Here is a 14,292-nt window from a genome sequence, read left to right as displayed (position 1 = left end):
GGGCCAGCTGGTCTGCCTGGCCCTGCTCTCGCTGCTGGTCCTCGCCCGCCTCCGCGTCCAGGCCGGGGAGCGCCTGGCCGGCGCGGTACTCACGGCCGTCGCCGGGTCGGCTGGCTGCTCGGCCGAACGGGGTTTGCGAACCCCGTCGCCGCCGCGGCCGACGGCGCGGGAGGCCACACCACGCCGATACTGGCCGCTCTCGCGGCGACCGCCCCCACCGCGATCGCCTGGACGCTGAAGCGCTCGGTTCCGGACACGTTCCGAGACGGCCGAGGCCGCCGGCCCACGGCCCACGGCCCATTCGGAGGACGACACCGATCCCGTACCCGGAGCTTCGCTCTCGAGCAGCGGCACACAGCTTTACGCAGGCGACGAGCCCTGGACGGCCCCGGCCCGGCCAGGGCCTCGTGCTTTTCCGGCCGCTTCCCCTGAGCTCGGCGGTCGGCGTGTTCTTGTTTCGTGTTCGCAGGCGCCCGCTATGTTTGCCCCGATCATCTGACAGGCGGAGCGGCAATGCAGCGAACAGCAGAACTGGCGGAGGCGGCCGAGCAGGCCGACTCGGACAGAACGGTGAAGGACGAGGCCGCCCCCGGCTGGCCACGGACCTGGCCGCTCATCTTTCTCGGCGCGGCCATCGTGCCCGGAACGGTCCTGTACCTCGTGGGCAAGGGGTTGCAGACCCCCGCGATGCAGGCGTGGCGGACCGTCTGCCTCGCCGTCACGGTGCAGGCGCTGCCGTTCCTTCTGCTGGGCACGGCGTTGTCCGGCGCCATCAACGCGTTCGTCCCGGCCCGTGTGTTCAGCCGGGTGCTGCCACGCCGGCCGGTGCTCGCCGTGCCGGTGGCCGGTATGGCGGGAGTCGTCCTGCCGGGCTGCGAGTGCGCGTCGGTGCCGGTGGCGAACAGTCTCATCGGCCGCGGTGTCACGCCTGCGGCCGCCTTCGCGTTCCTGCTGTCGGCACCGGCGATCAACCCGGTGGTCCTGACAGCCACCGCTGTCGCCTTCCCCGGGCACCCGGCGATGGTCGCCGCCAGGCTGCTGGCCTCGATCGTCACGGCGTCGGTGATGGGCTGGCTGTGGTTGTGGCTGGGGCGTGCCGAATGGCTGAAGCCGGCCGTACGGCACACAGGGCACCAGGCCGGGGCGAGCCGGTGGCGGGAGTTCCGGGCCGGTTTCCAGCACGACTTCCTGCACGCGGGCGGCTTCCTGGTGGTGGGGGCCATGGCGGCGGCCACGTTCAACGTGGCGGTGCCCCGTTCCGTGCTGGAGACCTTTTCCGGCTCGGCCTGGCTGTCGGTGCTGTTTCTGGCCGGGCTGGCGATCCTGCTGGCGGTGTGCTCGGAGGCGGACGCCTTCGTGGCGGCCTCACTGAGCGGGTTCTCGCCGGTCGCACGGCTGGCGTTCATGGTGGTCGGCCCGATGGTCGACCTGAAGCTGATCGCCCTCCAGACGGGCACCTTCGGCCGGGCCTTCGCGCTCCGGTTCTCCGCCGCCACGGTCGTCGTCGCGGTCCTTTCCAGCGCGCTGATCGGGGGAGCACTGCTGTGAGACGTCCGCTTCAGATCACTCTGCTCGCCCTCAGCGGGCTCGGCCTGCTGCACATCGCCCTGTTCACCGACCTGTACCTGCGCTACGTCAAGGAGGGGATGCGCCCGCTGCTCATCGCCTCCGGCGTCCTGCTGATCCTGCTCGGCGTGGCAGACGCGATGTCCTACGGCAGGAGGGACGAGCACGAAGAGCACGTTCCTCATGGCGAGGGCGGCCATGGGCACGACCATTCCAGCGCGCCCCGCGTCGCGTGGCTGCTGTTCCTCCCGGCTCTGAGCCTGCTGCTCTACGCCCCGCCCGCCCTCGGGGCGTACACCGCTGCCCGTGAGCCGGCCAAGGCGGTCACGCAGCAGGACAGGTTCGACCCGCTGCCTGCCACCTCGCCGCTTCCGATCACCCTCACCGACTTCACCCTCCGCGTTCAGCAGGACCGCACGCGGGCCATCAAGGGACGTACGGTCCAGCTGAGCGGTCTGGTCACGCCCGGCAAACAGCCCGGCAGCTGGTACCTGACCCGCATCATCATTTCCTGCTGTGCGGCCGACGCCCAGACCGTGAAGCTACGGATCTACGGCTCGGCCCCGCCGGCCGACACCTGGGTGTCCGTCACGGGTACCTGGCACCCCGGCGGAACCCTCGGCACCAGCTCCGCGTCCGTCGCACTCGACGCCCGTTCCGTGGAGGAAGCCCCCAAGCCGGTGAACTCGTACACCGACGATCTTCCCTTGGTCCCCACGCGATAGCGCGGAGGCGCTCGTCAGACGCTGCTTCGGGGCCCCGCGGCGCGGCGGAGCCGGTTGGCGATCGCCAAGCCCAGCCCTTCCTCCGCCGGCAGGGACGCCACGATGAGGTCGCAGCCCTGTCGGTCCAGTTCGCGCAGGAACCCGAAGAGGCCGTGCGCATAGGCGGTCATCGAGTCGGGGACCGTCACCACGGCGTGGGCCTTCGGCGCGGCGTCGGCGAAGACGGAGGGAAGGAAGACGCCCACCTGGTGCCCCAGTGCCTGCGCGCGCTCCGCCTCGGCGACGACGTCCTCGGGCTCGACGAGGACGACCCGCGCACGCGGCGCGTAGTGGGACGGGTGCTGGCCCGGCACCCGGACGTCACTGGTGGCGGGGACCGCGAGCGGATGTCCCAGTACGGCTTCGAGATCCTCGCGCGTGACCCCGCCGGGCCGCAGGATGCGGGGGACCTCTCCCGTGGCGTCGACGATGGTCGACTCGACGCCGACCTCGCACGGGCCGCCGTCCAGCACGTGGTCGACGGCGTCGCCGAGCTCGGCGCGGACGTGGTCGGCGGTGGTGGGGCTGACGGAGCCGAAGCGGTTGGCGGACGGGGCGGTGACACCGCCGCCGAAGGCCGACAGCAGTGCGAGGGCGACGGGGTGGGCGGGCACCCGCACGGCCACCGTCTCCAAGCCGCCGGTCGCCTCCAGGGGCACCCGGGGACCGCGGCGCAGGACCAGGGTGAGCGGTCCGGGCCAGAAGTGCTCGGCCAGCAGACGGGCCGTCGCGGGCACGTCCTCGGCCCAGTCGTCCAGCTGCTCCGCGCCGCCGATGTGGACGATCAGCGGGTGGGACGGCGGACGTCCCTTGACCTGGAAGATGCGCGCGACGGCGGCGGGGTCCTCGGCGTTGGCGCCCAGCCCGTAGACGGTTTCGGTCGGAAGGCCCACCAGACCGCCGGCGCGCAGCACACCGGCTGCCTTTTCGATGTCAATGAAGCTTGCCGTCACTCGCGTCATTCTAGGTGCGCCGACGACTCGCGCCGTCCATGATCATCACTGCGGGCCTCCGGGACGGTGGGGTGCGGTACGGAGGGCGCTGACGGACGGTGCACGGTCAGGGTTTCGACGCGGTAGGACAGTTCGGTGGCCGTGGGGTCGGGGCGCGGGTGGTAGCGGCCGGCGCAGACGGACAGGTTGACGATCAGGAACGCGTGCCAGCGGGCTCCGACGCCCTGGCCGTCGGCGAAGACCTGCGTCCCGTCGAGCGACCACACCACATCGTGGCGGCCGAACGTGACCTGCAGGTCGATGGTCGCGCCAGGGCGCACCGCCGGGTGCCGCAGGTAGCTGTGACCCTGCCGCACGTGGTTGGACAGTTCCAGCAGGTCAGGGTTGTCGGGGTGGTATTCGAAGACGTCGACCTCGTTGCCCCCGTCCCGCCATGTCCAGATCGCCGGCCACGCCCCGAGCCCGGTGGGCAGGCAGACCCTGGCCCGGAGCCGGTCGCCGGTGCGGACCATGAAGCCTTCGTCGCTTCCTTCCGTGGTGAGCAGACCGGCGTCCCACCAGCCGTCCGTTCTCCTGGTGGCGCGGAAGGTGCCGGTGCGGGAGTAGGCCGGGTCCGCGGTGAGGTAGTCGAGTTTGTTGTCGCCGGGGTTGGTCGGGCCGCCGTCGGGATAGGCCCACGAACGCCCCGCGACCCACTGGCGTTCGGAGGTGAAATCGGCTGTGAAGACGACATCGCTCACGTGCTGCTCCGTGGTGGCCGAAAGCGGCATAAGGTCGGCCCAGTGCTGCCCGTGCGAGACGCCGGCCATGCGGTGGCCACGGCATCGCGCTTCCACTTCGTTCTCCTGGGTGTACGACGTGTGCCGTGCGGTCGAACGCTCGGTTGGGGCGCGAATGAAGGCGCCCTTCCTCGATCCCGGGGATGCAGCGTCATCGTGTCCCGGGTCCTGGCGGCCCGGCCAGCAGCAGATGCTCCATCGCCTCGTAGCGGTCTGCCTCTCGCACCGTCGTCCGCCTGCGCGACAGCACGGTGCCCAGCAGGCCGTACAGGAAGCCCGCCGGTACCGAGATCAGGGCCGTGGTGGTGAAGGGGAACCAGTTGAAGTCGGCGTCGGGGAAGGCCGACTGCGGGCTCCCGGAGACGAGGTTGGTGCCGGTGATGAGAATGAGCACGCTCACCGCGCCCCCGATGAGGGTGCACAGCAGGCCGGTGCGGGTGTAGCGGCGCCAGAAGAGGCTGTAGACGAGCGCGGGGGCGATGGCCGAGGTGCCCAGGCAGAAGGACAGGATGGCGAGCGGCTGGAGGCTGCGGTGCTGGGCCACCACGGCGAGCAGAATCACCGGGAGGCCCACGGTGAGAGCGGCCAGCCGGGCCAGCGCCGTCTCCCGCAGCGGCCCCAGGGGGCGGCGGGTGGCGGCGACGTCGTGGGTCAGGGAGTTGGCGCAGGCGAGCGTCATGCTCGACACGGACGCCAGCAGTGTCAGGAAGATCGCCGTGGTGACCGTCGTGAACAACAGGCTCTCCGCATTCGACAGCCGCGTCCCGAACGCGGCCCGCGCGCCCAGCAGATAGGCGGTGTTGCCGCGGGCGTCCGCGGCCGTGACGCCCGTCCGCCCGATCAGGGCTGTGGCACCGACGGCGATGACGATCACGACGGCCATGAACAGGGCCACCGTGGAGACCGCCCAGCTCATCGCGCGCCGGACCTGGCGTGCGCTGCCCGCGCTGTACATGCGCATGGTGACGTGCGGCAGGCAGGCACCGCCGAGGACGATGGCGCACTGGGTGCTGATCATGTCGAGGTCGCGGTGCGGGCCGTCGGCGAACTGCAGGCCGGAACGCAGATACGCGTCACCGGCTCCGCTGTGGTGCGCGGCTGTCTGGAAGAGACTGCGCGGGTTCCAGCCGAAGGTGTGCAGGATGAGCCCGGCGACGATCAGCCCGGACCCGAGCAGCATCACCGTCTTGAGGATCTGGATCAGCGCCGTGCCCCGCATGCCTCCGATGGCCGCGTACGTGATCATCAGGCCGCCGGCTCCGATGACACACCCCGTGCGCATCGCGCTGTCGGTGAAGCCGAGGACGTAGGCCAGCAACTGCCCCACACCGGCGAGCTGTACGACCATCATCGGCACCAGCGAGGCAAGGGTGACCACACAGGCCGTGATGCGCACGGCGCGGCCCGACAGCCGTCGGCCCAGCACGTCGCCCATGGTGAACCGGCCGGTGTGATGCAGGGGTTCGGCCAGCAACACCATCAGCAACAGCAGCGACAACAAGGTGCTCAGGGCCAGTACGACACCGTCGTAACCGCACAGCGCGATGACACCGCCGATGGTGAGCACGGTGGCTGCGGAGATGTAGTCACCGGCGATGGCCAGGCCGTTGCGCAGCGGCGACAGGGAACGGTAGCCGGTGTAGAACTCGGCGAGGTCGTCGCGGTCGGGGCCTGTCAGCACGCACAGCAGAAGAGTGAGGGTGACGACCGTGCAGAACGCGACGAGTGACCAGGACTGCGCGGTGCCGGAGAAGTCGGTCACGGCCGCCCCTCCCCGTCGTCGGCGCCGCTCGCATACCGGCGAACGCGCCGGGCGAGGGGGTCGACGTACCAGCGTGCGGTGAACTCGTAGAGGAGCACCGCCAGCCAGGTGACGGGGAGTTGGGCGACGGCGAGCAGAAGGCCGGTGGGCAGCCCGCCGGGTGCGGGGCGGGACATGAGGGAGGGGAGCCGGACGGTCAGGGTGAGGAAGACGGCGAAGTAGCCCAGAGCGGCGAAGGTCGCCACGCGGCGCAGCCGGCGACTCGCCCGTCGCAGCAGCCGCAGATCGCGGTGCGGGCCCGTCCACGAAACGAAGGCGGGCCGGGACCCGTACCTCGTTCGCGCGGTGCGACGGGGGCCCGGGGTGGAAAAGGCGTGCCGGGCGGGCCGGTGCTGCGCCGGGTATAACTTGCGGCCGGCGGGGCGCGCGCAGCGGCTTCCGGCGAAAAGCCTGGTGACGCCCGGTTCCCCCGCTGACCTTGGATGTTGCGGGTGTGGTCGGTGTGGCGGACGTGCCTGGCAATTCGCCTGTTCGGCCTAGTGTGACCGCGCGTGGACGGGGCAGTCGATGGTCACCTCCGGAAGGTGATCCTCCTCGTACCTTCCGGAGACCGAAGGCGCGGTATGCCGCAGTCACCCCCGAGCCGGCTGCGGCATGCCGTGCCTCTCCCGGTGCGGGCGTGTCCGAGCACATGGCATCCCGCCGCGCCCCAAGGGGCGGTAACAACTGTTACCATCCGGGGTATGGCTAAGACACAGCTGGGTGCGCGCGTGGACGAGGATGTGGCGGAGCTCGCGCGGAAGCGCGCCGCCGACCTGGGGCTGAGCGTCGGCGACTACCTGGCCAGGCTGGTGCAGGACGATGCCAGCGGTCTGCGTGCCCGTGCCGTGGACGCGGCCTCCCGCTTCCTGGCCGAACACCAGAGCGTCTTCGACGAGGCCGAAGAGGCCCAGCAGTCGCCCGGGGGAGCGCGCGCCGCCTGATGGACCTGCACATCGACGTTCCCTGGATCCTTCAGGTCGCCGAGGCCGCCGGGGCGGACGATCCGGCCCCCGACGACTACGGCGTTCCCGTCTCGGCGGTGGCCCGGCACCGGGCCGAGCTGTTCGAGCAGCCCGTCTACGACGGCCCCTACGCCAAGGCCGCCGCCCTCGTGCACACGCTGGGCCGCTGCCGCTGGCTGGAGCGCTCCAACATGGCCGTCGCCGCCGCCTCCGGGGTCATGTACCTGGAGGCCGCCGGGATCACCGTCAAGCCCGCCCGCGAGGATGCCGTCGCCCTCAAGGATCTGCTGCTCGATCCCGCCTGCACCGCGGGAGAGATCGCCGCCCTGCTGCGAACCTGGCCCACCGCCACATGACGGCGCCACGGCAGTGACCCTCGCGGCCGGCCACCGACGGAACGTGTCGGACTCCGGCGCTCGATAATCGCGTGTCCGCGTGGCCCGTGCACCACTAGCGTGTCTCCATGATCGAGGACATATGGGCGGGGGTCGGGGAGCGGGTACTTCGACTGGCCGAACTCCCGGGGGCGGAGAAGATCTTCGGGGCGCGGGGCCACGGCTTTCGGCTCGGTCCGGTCCTGGACGAAGGAGAGCTGCGGGCACTCGAGGCGGACCTGGGGACCGGCCTGCCGACGGAGTACCGGAGCTTTCTGCGCTGTGTCGGAGGCGGCGGCGCCGGCCCCCACTACGGGCTCATGACGCCGGTATCGGGTGACGGCGGGTGGCAATGGCGCGGCGTCGGGCTCGCCTACCCCGGGCAGCCCACCACGGCCCGGTTCGCCGGACAACCCTTCGTGGCCGAAGCGCTGCAGGAGGAACTGGACGCGCTCGAGACGCAGGAGCCCGAGAGGGGTGCCTTTGCGTCCGAGGACGCGTTCCGCCGCGCCTACGCGGCATGGGACGCGCACTGCGAGGAACTGAGCGACGCCCAGGAGGCCGGAGCGGTGTTCCTCAGCGAGCAGGGGTGCGGCTACACGTCGCTCCTGGTGATGACGGGCCCCCACCGGGGTGCCATATGGGAGGACTTGAGGCCGGCGGACGGGGGGATCAGGCCGTCCGGCCGGAACTTCGCCCAGTGGTACCGGACTTGGCTCGAGCTCACGGAACGGCAACTGCAGGCCTTGTCCTGACGCCCGTAAGTACGACTGATCGCGTACGGATAGTTTTTATCCTGCAACAGTTGGCATATAAATCAGTCAGAGTTCCGGTTGTCTACATGGGGGGCGTCAGTGGCGTGGTTCTCGAAGCGAAGACGGGACGAACCTGCCTCCGACTTCAGAGATGCCAACAACGTGGCCATTGAGTTGAGTCAGGCGGACTTCCGCATTCTCGTCCGCGTGATCGAACATGCCAGGGAGCGGCTGGAGGCCATCGGCGGCAGTGACGCCGACACGATCCGCAACGCCAGCGGCGCCGAACTCCTGCCGATGCTCTATCCCCGCGTCGGGACCGCCGTCGCCCGAGGCCACGCGGTGGCGATGCTCGTCTCCGAGATCCGGCACGTGGAGGCCGCCGTCACCAACCTGGAGTCCTACGGGGGGCACGAGACCGTCCTCGTGGAGGGCTACGCACTCCTGAAACGGCTGACCGTGCTCAAGGAACAGGCGAGAGTGGCGGAGACGGTCGACGGGATCCTCACCCTGCCTCGGCCCACACCACACGCTCCCTGCGGTTGATCCGCGTCGGTCGGCCCAGCGCGGAAGCGGAGCCCTGCGCTCAAACGCGGTGTCGCCCGAATGTTGCGTATTGGCCGCAATGTCACGAGGTGTTCGCAGGGCGGTGGGCGCACGGTCACGGACAGCAACCAGCTCGGGCCGGCGCCGGTTGACGACGTCATGAACGAGCACCCCCAGCACGATGAGTACGTTTCCGGTGTACGCGCGGCACAGCTCGAACCCTCTGCTCAGGACGACGGCTGCCTCGTGAGCGCCGAGGCGGAGTGTTCCTTGTGTGCGCAGATGCAGGCCGCTGAAGAGGCGGCTGCCTGCGTCCGCCGACCGGACACGCGTGCATCCCTGCGCGGGTAATGCACCGCCGCACGGCTGTCTCCGCCTGCGCATCGGCGGATATGACAAGCAGCGGATTGCATCCTTCGCGTGGTAGCTCGCGCGGACCGCAACCGGCAACCGGCCAACTCGCCTCTCCCACACCGACAACGACACCCCCTGTGAGCAAGGAGCGCGGTATGACCCTGATGACCGACTCGTTGATCAGCACTCTGCACACCGACGACGACCTGCTGCCGCCCCCGAACCCCGCGCACCGGCTGCCCCGTCACATCGAGCCGCGTGACCTGCGCCGTCTGGAACTGCACGCGGTGCTCACCGCAGCCGGCATCGCCCCGCTGCCCGGCGACTGCGAAGCCATCGACCAGATCAGCGCGCTGCCCGCGGAGGTACACCAGGCCCTGCACCGCTGGCTGACCGCGTAAACGGTCCTGGGACCGGGCGGCCATTCGGTCAGGCCCCGCGGTCGGACGAGGCGGCGCACCGCAGCCACTCGCCGACCACGACCTGACACTCGTCGAAAGCCGGGTCACGACTTCCGCCAGGCACGTGGGCGGGAGACCGCACGGCACGCAGCGGCAGTTGGGCGCAGCACCAGGCCCGCTAGGCGCCCGACCGCTCCGCGTCCGTGCCTCTCCGCGCACGGTGAAGCAGGGCGATTGTGACCCGCCGACGTCCGAACGCGTGGAGCACGGACTCGACGAACCAGCGGCAGAAGCCGGGGTCGGAATCATGGACGGCCGCGGTCATCGACGGCGCGAAGAGCTCCTCGGACAGGCCGGCACGTTCGAGGAGTTACTCGCGCACCGGATGGGCCGCCCTTCGACCCCATGGTCGGCAATTGTGCACCGCTCCAGGTCAGGAAGGGAACGATGCCGGTCCACCCCCTGGTCGGTACGTGAGGCGCTTGAGCATGCATACAGTGGAGGTAGGTGTTCCAGCCGGAAGCACCGCATGATGCCCGGGCGCGAAACGCAGTCGCGTGACGCCGCACGATCGCCGCAAACACTGGAGGCCTGACCGTGACCGACCATCCCAGCACGCCCGTCGCGCCGTCCGGCGGGGAGCGCCCCAGCGCCCAGGACGCCGCGCAGGACGACGCCGGGGATGACGCCGTCGGGGAGCGGAACCGGCGACTGGCCCACGCCGGTGTCGCACGGGCCGAGGCACTGCTCGTGTCGCGGTACGGCATATCCTCCCGGCAGGAGGCCTTCGATCTGTTGCGCCGCACTTCTCAGCGGTTCAACATCAAACTCCATGTCCTCGCCGAGGTCGCGGTCCGCCTTCCCGCACCCAAGGCGCACGCTCCCCACTGGGCCCCGAGCCGTCGGCGCAGGCCCGAGCCGCCGATGCCCGCGCTGCGAGCGAGCGGAGCGGGACGGGCCGGCTACGGCGCCGTACTCAAGGCCGCCCTGGACCGGACGCTGCACCTCACGGGCGCCGAGATGGGCAACGTACAGGTGGTGGAGAGCGGGACGCTGCGCATGGAGAGGCACACCGGCCTGGACCGTCCCTTCACCGACTACTTCGCCTTCGTCGCCACCTCGACGACCTCCTGCGCGCAGGCCGCCGAAGAGGTCCGGCAGGTCACCGTCAAGGATGTCGCCGCCTCCGACATCTTCGACGAAGGTTCCCGCAGGACGATCCTTGAGGCCGGCAGTCAGGCCTGTCACAGCGTGCCGCTGCTCGGTCCGAACGGCGAGGTGAGGGGCATGATCTCCTCCCATCACGAGCGTCCGCTGCACGATCTGTCGCCCGACCGGCTCGGCGCGCTGCACGAACTCGGCAGGCAGGTCGGCCTGTGGCTGTCGTGGCACCGCGGCACCGTCGTCCCCGTCGCCCTCGACCATCTCCACCGAACGGTCACCGGCCGGAACTGACAGCCCGTCGCTGCGACGGTCACTATCTCGGTGAACCCGGGGTACCCGAGGCCACCTTCGCTACAGGCCCGACGAAACGGAGAGCGGATGTCTGTCGATCTCGTCGGCTTCCTCGGAGTGGTCCTGGTGGCCTACGTCGTCCCCGGCCCCGACTTCCTGGTGGTGGTCAGATCGGCCACCGAGCATCCCGTGAAGGGGCGGGCCGCGGCGCTGGGGGCCCAGGCGGGCTTGTGCGTGCACATGCTCGCCGCCGCCGTCGGGCTCTCGGTGATCGCCGCGCGTTCGCCGGTGGTCTACGACGCCGTCAAGCTGCTGGGCGCGACCTACCTCGTCTACCTGGGAATCCGGGCGGTCCTGGCCGCCCGTCGGGCGGCCAAGGAGCGGCGTGCCGGGCATCATCGCACCGAGGGCGTCCCAACACCGCACCGGACCAGTGAGATTGGGCCCGGTGCCAGCCGTTGGCCGTCCGGTTTCGCCCAGGGCTTCCTCACCAACGTACTCAACCCCAAGGCCGCGTTGTTCTTCCTCAGCATCCTGCCGCAGTTCGTCCACGGCGGCGGATCGACCACCCGGCAGATCTTCCTCCTCGGCCTTCTGGACGTGCTGATCGGTGTCGTCTACTGGTTCGCGCTGGTCGCCGTCGCGGCCCGCCTTCGCGCGCTTCTGGCTCGTCCGAGGATTCGTGACCGGTGGGAACTGACCACCGGCTGGCTGTTCATCGCCATAGGCATCGGTGTCGCGGCCGCCTGACAGCAGCAGTGCCTGTCAGCCGGCGTTTCGCGCCTCCGGCGGGGTGCTCGGCGCCGTGGCGGGCAGTGCGCCCGTGGTGCCGAAGAGCCGGCGTCGCAGGGGCGGATGCAGGTTGGCGCGGGTCAGATCGCCGTCGTAGTGCTTCATCAGCCGGTGGTCCATCACCCGGCGCCACAGCGGCGGGAACCAGGCCAGCACGATCATGGTGGCGTAACCAGAGGGGAGTTGGGGCGCCTCGTCGAAGTGGCGGAGGGTCTGATAGCGGCGCAGTGGGTTGGCGTGGTGGTCGGAGTGCCGCTGCAACTGGAAGAGGAAGACGTTGCTGACCGTGTTGTCGCTGTTCCAGCTGTGGCGGGGCGCCACGCGTTCGTAGCGGCCGTCCGGTCGGCGACGGCGCAACAGGCCGTAGTGCTCCAGGTAGTTGACCGTCTCCAGCAGGCAGAAGCCGAGCACCGCCTGGAGCGCCAGACAGGGCAGCACCCGCAGGCCGAACACCGCGGTGAGTGCGGTGAACAGGGCGGCCGAGAGCGCCCAGGCGGTCAGGATCTCGTTGTGCGGGCCGAACACCGCTCGCTTGCGCCGGGACAGCCGGCGCGCCTCGAGTTCCCAGGCCGAGCGGAGACTGCCCCACACGGTGCGCGGCAGGAACCGCCAGAAGCTCTCGCCCATACGGCTGCTCGCGGGGTCGTCGGGTGTGGCGACCCGGACGTGGTGACCGTGGTTGTGCTCGACGTAGAAGTGCCCGTACCAGGTCTGCGCGAGCGCGATACGGCTCAGCCGCCGCTCCAACTGCTCACGCTTGTGGCCCAGTTCGTGAGCGGTGTTGATGGCGACGCCCGCCACGACACCCGTCGTCACGGCGAGCCCCAGGTCGTCGGCGACCGACAGCCGGCCGGTCGCCCACTGGCCGCAGGCCCAGATGAGGGCGCCGAACTGGAGCGGCAGATAGAGGTAGGTGCACCAGCGGTAGTAGCGGTCGGCTTCCAGTCGCGGCACGGCCTCGTCCGGCGGGTTGGCGCCGTCCGGTCCGGTCAGCCAGTCGATGAGGGGGACGAGCACGAAGGCGAAGAACGGACCCCACCACCAGAAGACGCGCAGGTGCGTGAGGGCGACCAGACCGCCCGCCTGGAACGGCAGGGTCGGCACGGCCAGGGCGAGCAGCCACAGGGGGCGTTTGGGATCCCGCCAGACGCGGGCATCGTACGGCGCTGGCTCCACGAGGACTCCTTGGCGAAGGGAGCGTGCTTCCGCCGCACCGGTCCGGGACGGCGAAAGCACGCTTCGGGGGGTGAGCAGACAGTGCCACGGAGACGAGAGCGCTGACAAAGGAGGCGCCGTGTAAACGTTCTGACACAACGTCAGTACAGGATGCGGAGACGGGACGATGGCACACTGCCGGGATGCGCGAGAACCGGCCGTCCCTTCCCCCCGGACCCCGCCCCGATCCGCCCCGCGTGGCGTGGCGCAAGCAGATGCGGGAGCGGGTGCTCCAAGAGGCCCGTGCGCTGGCCGCCGAGGGCGGCTGGGACCGGGTGAGGGTGGCCGACCTGGCACTGCGGGCGGACGTCTCCCGGCCCTCGATCTACAAGGAGTTCGGAGACCGGGCGGGCATAGGGCAGGCACTGGTGCTGCGTGAGACGGAGGAGTTCCTGCGAGGTCTCGCCGCGGTACTGGACGAGCACCGCGACGACCTCGCCGCCGCGTTGCGGGCCGGGGTCGCCCACGCCCTGGCCGAGGCGGGCACCAACCCCTTCATCGGCGCCGTACTCACGGCGGCCCGTGGTGGTACGGACGCGCTGCTGCCGTTCTTGACGAGCAGGCCCGAACCCGTCTTCACCAGCGCCTGGGAGCTGCTGGCGCATTGGCTGGGCGAGGTGGCGCCGGGGGTGGTCCCCGAGCGCCGGGGCGAGGCGGCCGACCTCGCGGTGCGGCTGACGATCAGCCACATGCTCCTGCCCTCCCCGCTGACCCCGGACGCACCCGAGCGCGTCTCACGCGCCGCCTGCGCCGTACTGGGACTGCCGCCGACCCCCTGACCACCGGGCGTGCGCGCCGTTCACTCTTGGCGCTCGCGGGCCTTCCTCCACGGATGACGGCAGTGGGCACCCGGTGTCGTAAGACGTGAGACGTAAGGGGTCGGAGGAAGTCAGGCGGTGCGGCGCACCAGGTGGAACGTGGGTGCCGCCTTGCGCAGCGGCGCCGGCATCCCCTCGGTGGGCGCGCGCTCGCTGTCGATGACGTGCCACCCGGGGAACGCGGTCCCGATGTCCGTGGAGTCGGCGCCGCGGGGCAGCGGTTTCGGCACGGCGCCCGGCCGGAAGGAGAGGAGGATCATCAGGGCGTCCGGCGCCGCCACCGCGGTGGCCGAACGCCCCATGGCGGCGCGCTGTTCGTCGTCCAGGCCGTGGAAGCAGCCGATGTCCAGCAGCAGGTGGTACGGCCCGCCGACCTCGGTGCGGTCCAGCGCGGTGACGTCGCCCTGGAGGACACGTGCCTCCGCGCCCGCATCCGCCACGCGTGCGCGTGCGCGGCGCACCGCCTTGCCGATCAGCTCCACGCCGGTGGCCTGCCAGCCGCGCTGGGCGAGGGCGACGAGGTGCAGCCCGGAGCCGCAGCCCAGGTCGAGGGCGCGTCCCGGCCCGCCGAGTTCCGTCTCCGCTCGGACGATCAGCTTGTCGAGGGCGGCCGCACCGCTGGTGCCGGCCCGCTCCCAAGGCGTGAGGTTCAGTGCGTACGCGACGGCGTATCCCCTGCTCATGACGGGCTCCTGGGTCGATTCGGTTGTGGTGACCGTAGGAGCCCGGTGTGGCCGTCCGCATCGGCAGAACT

General features: G+C 70.7%; 16 protein-coding genes. 10 read left to right on the top strand and 6 right to left on the bottom strand.

The features are described from left to right. Positions 1-513: 513 nt before the first annotated feature. On the top strand, positions 514-1,548 hold the full coding sequence (locus FBY22_RS21560; protein WP_142148364.1) for a permease: 1,035 nt from the start codon (positions 514-516) through the stop codon (positions 1,546-1,548). Continuing rightward, the gene (locus FBY22_RS21555; protein ID WP_142148362.1) at positions 1,545-2,291 is read left to right on the top strand and encodes a TIGR03943 family putative permease subunit; all 747 of its coding nucleotides are present in this window, start codon (positions 1,545-1,547) and stop codon (positions 2,289-2,291) included. Before FBY22_RS21560 ends, FBY22_RS21555 begins: the two co-directional genes overlap by 4 nt. 14 nt (positions 2,292-2,305) lie before the next feature. Here the strand turns inward: FBY22_RS21555 and FBY22_RS21550 are convergent, their stop codons facing one another. The 4 genes from FBY22_RS21550 to FBY22_RS21535 all read right to left on the bottom strand — a co-directional run bounded on the left by FBY22_RS21550 (position 2,306) and on the right by FBY22_RS21535 (position 6,069). Beyond that, positions 2,306-3,292: an L-threonylcarbamoyladenylate synthase gene (locus tag FBY22_RS21550; RefSeq protein WP_142148360.1), complete on the bottom strand. Its 987-nt coding sequence runs from the start codon at positions 3,290-3,292 to the stop codon at positions 2,306-2,308. Then, positions 3,289-4,023, bottom strand: coding sequence for a beta-glucanase (locus FBY22_RS21545; RefSeq protein ID WP_260845053.1), 735 nt, complete (start codon positions 4,021-4,023; stop codon positions 3,289-3,291). The genes FBY22_RS21550 and FBY22_RS21545 overlap by 4 nt, the downstream gene beginning before the upstream one ends. A gap of 190 nt (positions 4,024-4,213) precedes the next feature. After that, positions 4,214-5,824 carry a cation acetate symporter gene (locus FBY22_RS21540; protein WP_142148358.1) on the bottom strand — a complete coding sequence of 537 codons (1,611 nt, stop codon included), beginning with the start codon at positions 5,822-5,824 and terminating at the stop codon, positions 4,214-4,216. Beyond that, positions 5,821-6,069 carry a DUF485 domain-containing protein gene (locus tag FBY22_RS21535; protein ID WP_399211604.1) on the bottom strand — a complete coding sequence of 83 codons (249 nt, stop codon included), beginning with the start codon at positions 6,067-6,069 and terminating at the stop codon, positions 5,821-5,823. Before FBY22_RS21535 ends, FBY22_RS21540 begins: the two co-directional genes overlap by 4 nt. Before the next feature lie 498 nt (positions 6,070-6,567). Here FBY22_RS21535 and FBY22_RS21530 point away from each other — a divergent pair, with 498 nt between their 5' ends. From FBY22_RS21530 to FBY22_RS21500, 7 genes are all read left to right on the top strand, one after another. After that, positions 6,568-6,807, top strand: a complete 240-nt coding sequence (locus tag FBY22_RS21530) for a hypothetical protein (RefSeq protein WP_142148354.1) — start codon at positions 6,568-6,570, stop codon at positions 6,805-6,807. Then, the gene (locus FBY22_RS21525) at positions 6,807-7,184 is read left to right on the top strand and encodes a fic family toxin-antitoxin system, toxin component (RefSeq protein WP_142148353.1); all 378 of its coding nucleotides are present in this window, start codon (positions 6,807-6,809) and stop codon (positions 7,182-7,184) included. The genes FBY22_RS21530 and FBY22_RS21525 overlap by 1 nt, the downstream gene beginning before the upstream one ends. A gap of 107 nt (positions 7,185-7,291) precedes the next feature. Then, complete coding sequence (locus FBY22_RS21520) at positions 7,292-7,957, top strand: SMI1/KNR4 family protein (protein WP_142148351.1); 666 nt, start codon at positions 7,292-7,294, stop codon at positions 7,955-7,957. Positions 7,958-8,164: 207 nt separating this feature from the next. After that, entirely contained in the window at positions 8,165-8,503 is a 339-nt protein-coding gene (locus FBY22_RS21515) for a hypothetical protein (protein ID WP_260845052.1), read from the top strand. Positions 8,504-9,012: 509 nt separating this feature from the next. After that, positions 9,013-9,258: a hypothetical protein gene (locus tag FBY22_RS21510; protein ID WP_142148347.1), complete on the top strand. Its 246-nt coding sequence runs from the start codon at positions 9,013-9,015 to the stop codon at positions 9,256-9,258. Positions 9,259-9,855: 597 nt separating this feature from the next. Next, positions 9,856-10,713 (top strand): ANTAR domain-containing protein, encoded by an 858-nt coding sequence (locus FBY22_RS21505; protein ID WP_260845051.1) that lies wholly within the window; start codon positions 9,856-9,858, stop codon positions 10,711-10,713. Positions 10,714-10,800: 87 nt separating this feature from the next. Continuing rightward, on the top strand, positions 10,801-11,463 hold the full coding sequence (locus tag FBY22_RS21500; protein ID WP_142148345.1) for a LysE family translocator: 663 nt from the start codon (positions 10,801-10,803) through the stop codon (positions 11,461-11,463). A 15-nt stretch (positions 11,464-11,478) separates the two neighbouring features. Here FBY22_RS21500 and FBY22_RS21495 read toward each other — a convergent pair whose 3' ends face one another. Continuing rightward, the gene (locus tag FBY22_RS21495) at positions 11,479-12,681 is read right to left on the bottom strand and encodes an alkane 1-monooxygenase (RefSeq protein ID WP_142148343.1); all 1,203 of its coding nucleotides are present in this window, start codon (positions 12,679-12,681) and stop codon (positions 11,479-11,481) included. Positions 12,682-12,863: 182 nt separating this feature from the next. On the opposite strand from FBY22_RS21495, the gene FBY22_RS21490 reads away from it, so the two are divergent. After that, a complete protein-coding gene (locus FBY22_RS21490; protein ID WP_142148341.1) occupies positions 12,864-13,499 on the top strand; it encodes a TetR family transcriptional regulator in 636 nt (211 codons plus the stop codon). A 110-nt stretch (positions 13,500-13,609) separates the two neighbouring features. Here FBY22_RS21490 and FBY22_RS21485 read toward each other — a convergent pair whose 3' ends face one another. Further along, positions 13,610-14,221, bottom strand: coding sequence for a bifunctional 2-polyprenyl-6-hydroxyphenol methylase/3-demethylubiquinol 3-O-methyltransferase UbiG (locus FBY22_RS21485; RefSeq protein WP_142148339.1), 612 nt, complete (start codon positions 14,219-14,221; stop codon positions 13,610-13,612). Positions 14,222-14,292 lie beyond the last annotated feature (71 nt).

The organism is Streptomyces sp. SLBN-31, from assembly GCF_006715395.1.
Lineage (GTDB): Bacteria > Actinomycetota > Actinomycetes > Streptomycetales > Streptomycetaceae > Streptomyces.
The sequence above is the reverse complement of the archived record's forward strand: the minus strand, read 5'-3'. Positions and strand labels throughout refer to the sequence as shown.

Bases quoted from the DNA above. Each gene is read 5' to 3' on its own strand.
- FBY22_RS21500 (WP_142148345.1), top strand. From the start codon at position 10,801: ATGTCTGTCGATCTCGTCGGCTTCCTCGGAGTGGTCCTGGTGGCCTAC.
- FBY22_RS21485 (WP_142148339.1), bottom strand. From the start codon at position 14,221: ATGAGCAGGGGATACGCCGTCGCGTACGCACTGAACCTCACGCCTTGG.
- FBY22_RS21550 (WP_142148360.1), bottom strand. From the start codon at position 3,292: ATGACGCGAGTGACGGCAAGCTTCATTGACATCGAAAAGGCAGCCGGT.
- FBY22_RS21520 (WP_142148351.1), top strand. From the start codon at position 7,292: ATGATCGAGGACATATGGGCGGGGGTCGGGGAGCGGGTACTTCGACTG.
- FBY22_RS21525 (WP_142148353.1), top strand. From the start codon at position 6,807: ATGGACCTGCACATCGACGTTCCCTGGATCCTTCAGGTCGCCGAGGCC.
- FBY22_RS21530 (WP_142148354.1), top strand. From the start codon at position 6,568: ATGGCTAAGACACAGCTGGGTGCGCGCGTGGACGAGGATGTGGCGGAG.
- FBY22_RS21510 (WP_142148347.1), top strand. From the start codon at position 9,013: ATGACCCTGATGACCGACTCGTTGATCAGCACTCTGCACACCGACGAC.
- FBY22_RS21560 (WP_142148364.1), top strand. From the start codon at position 514: ATGCAGCGAACAGCAGAACTGGCGGAGGCGGCCGAGCAGGCCGACTCG.
- FBY22_RS21490 (WP_142148341.1), top strand. From the start codon at position 12,864: ATGCGCGAGAACCGGCCGTCCCTTCCCCCCGGACCCCGCCCCGATCCG.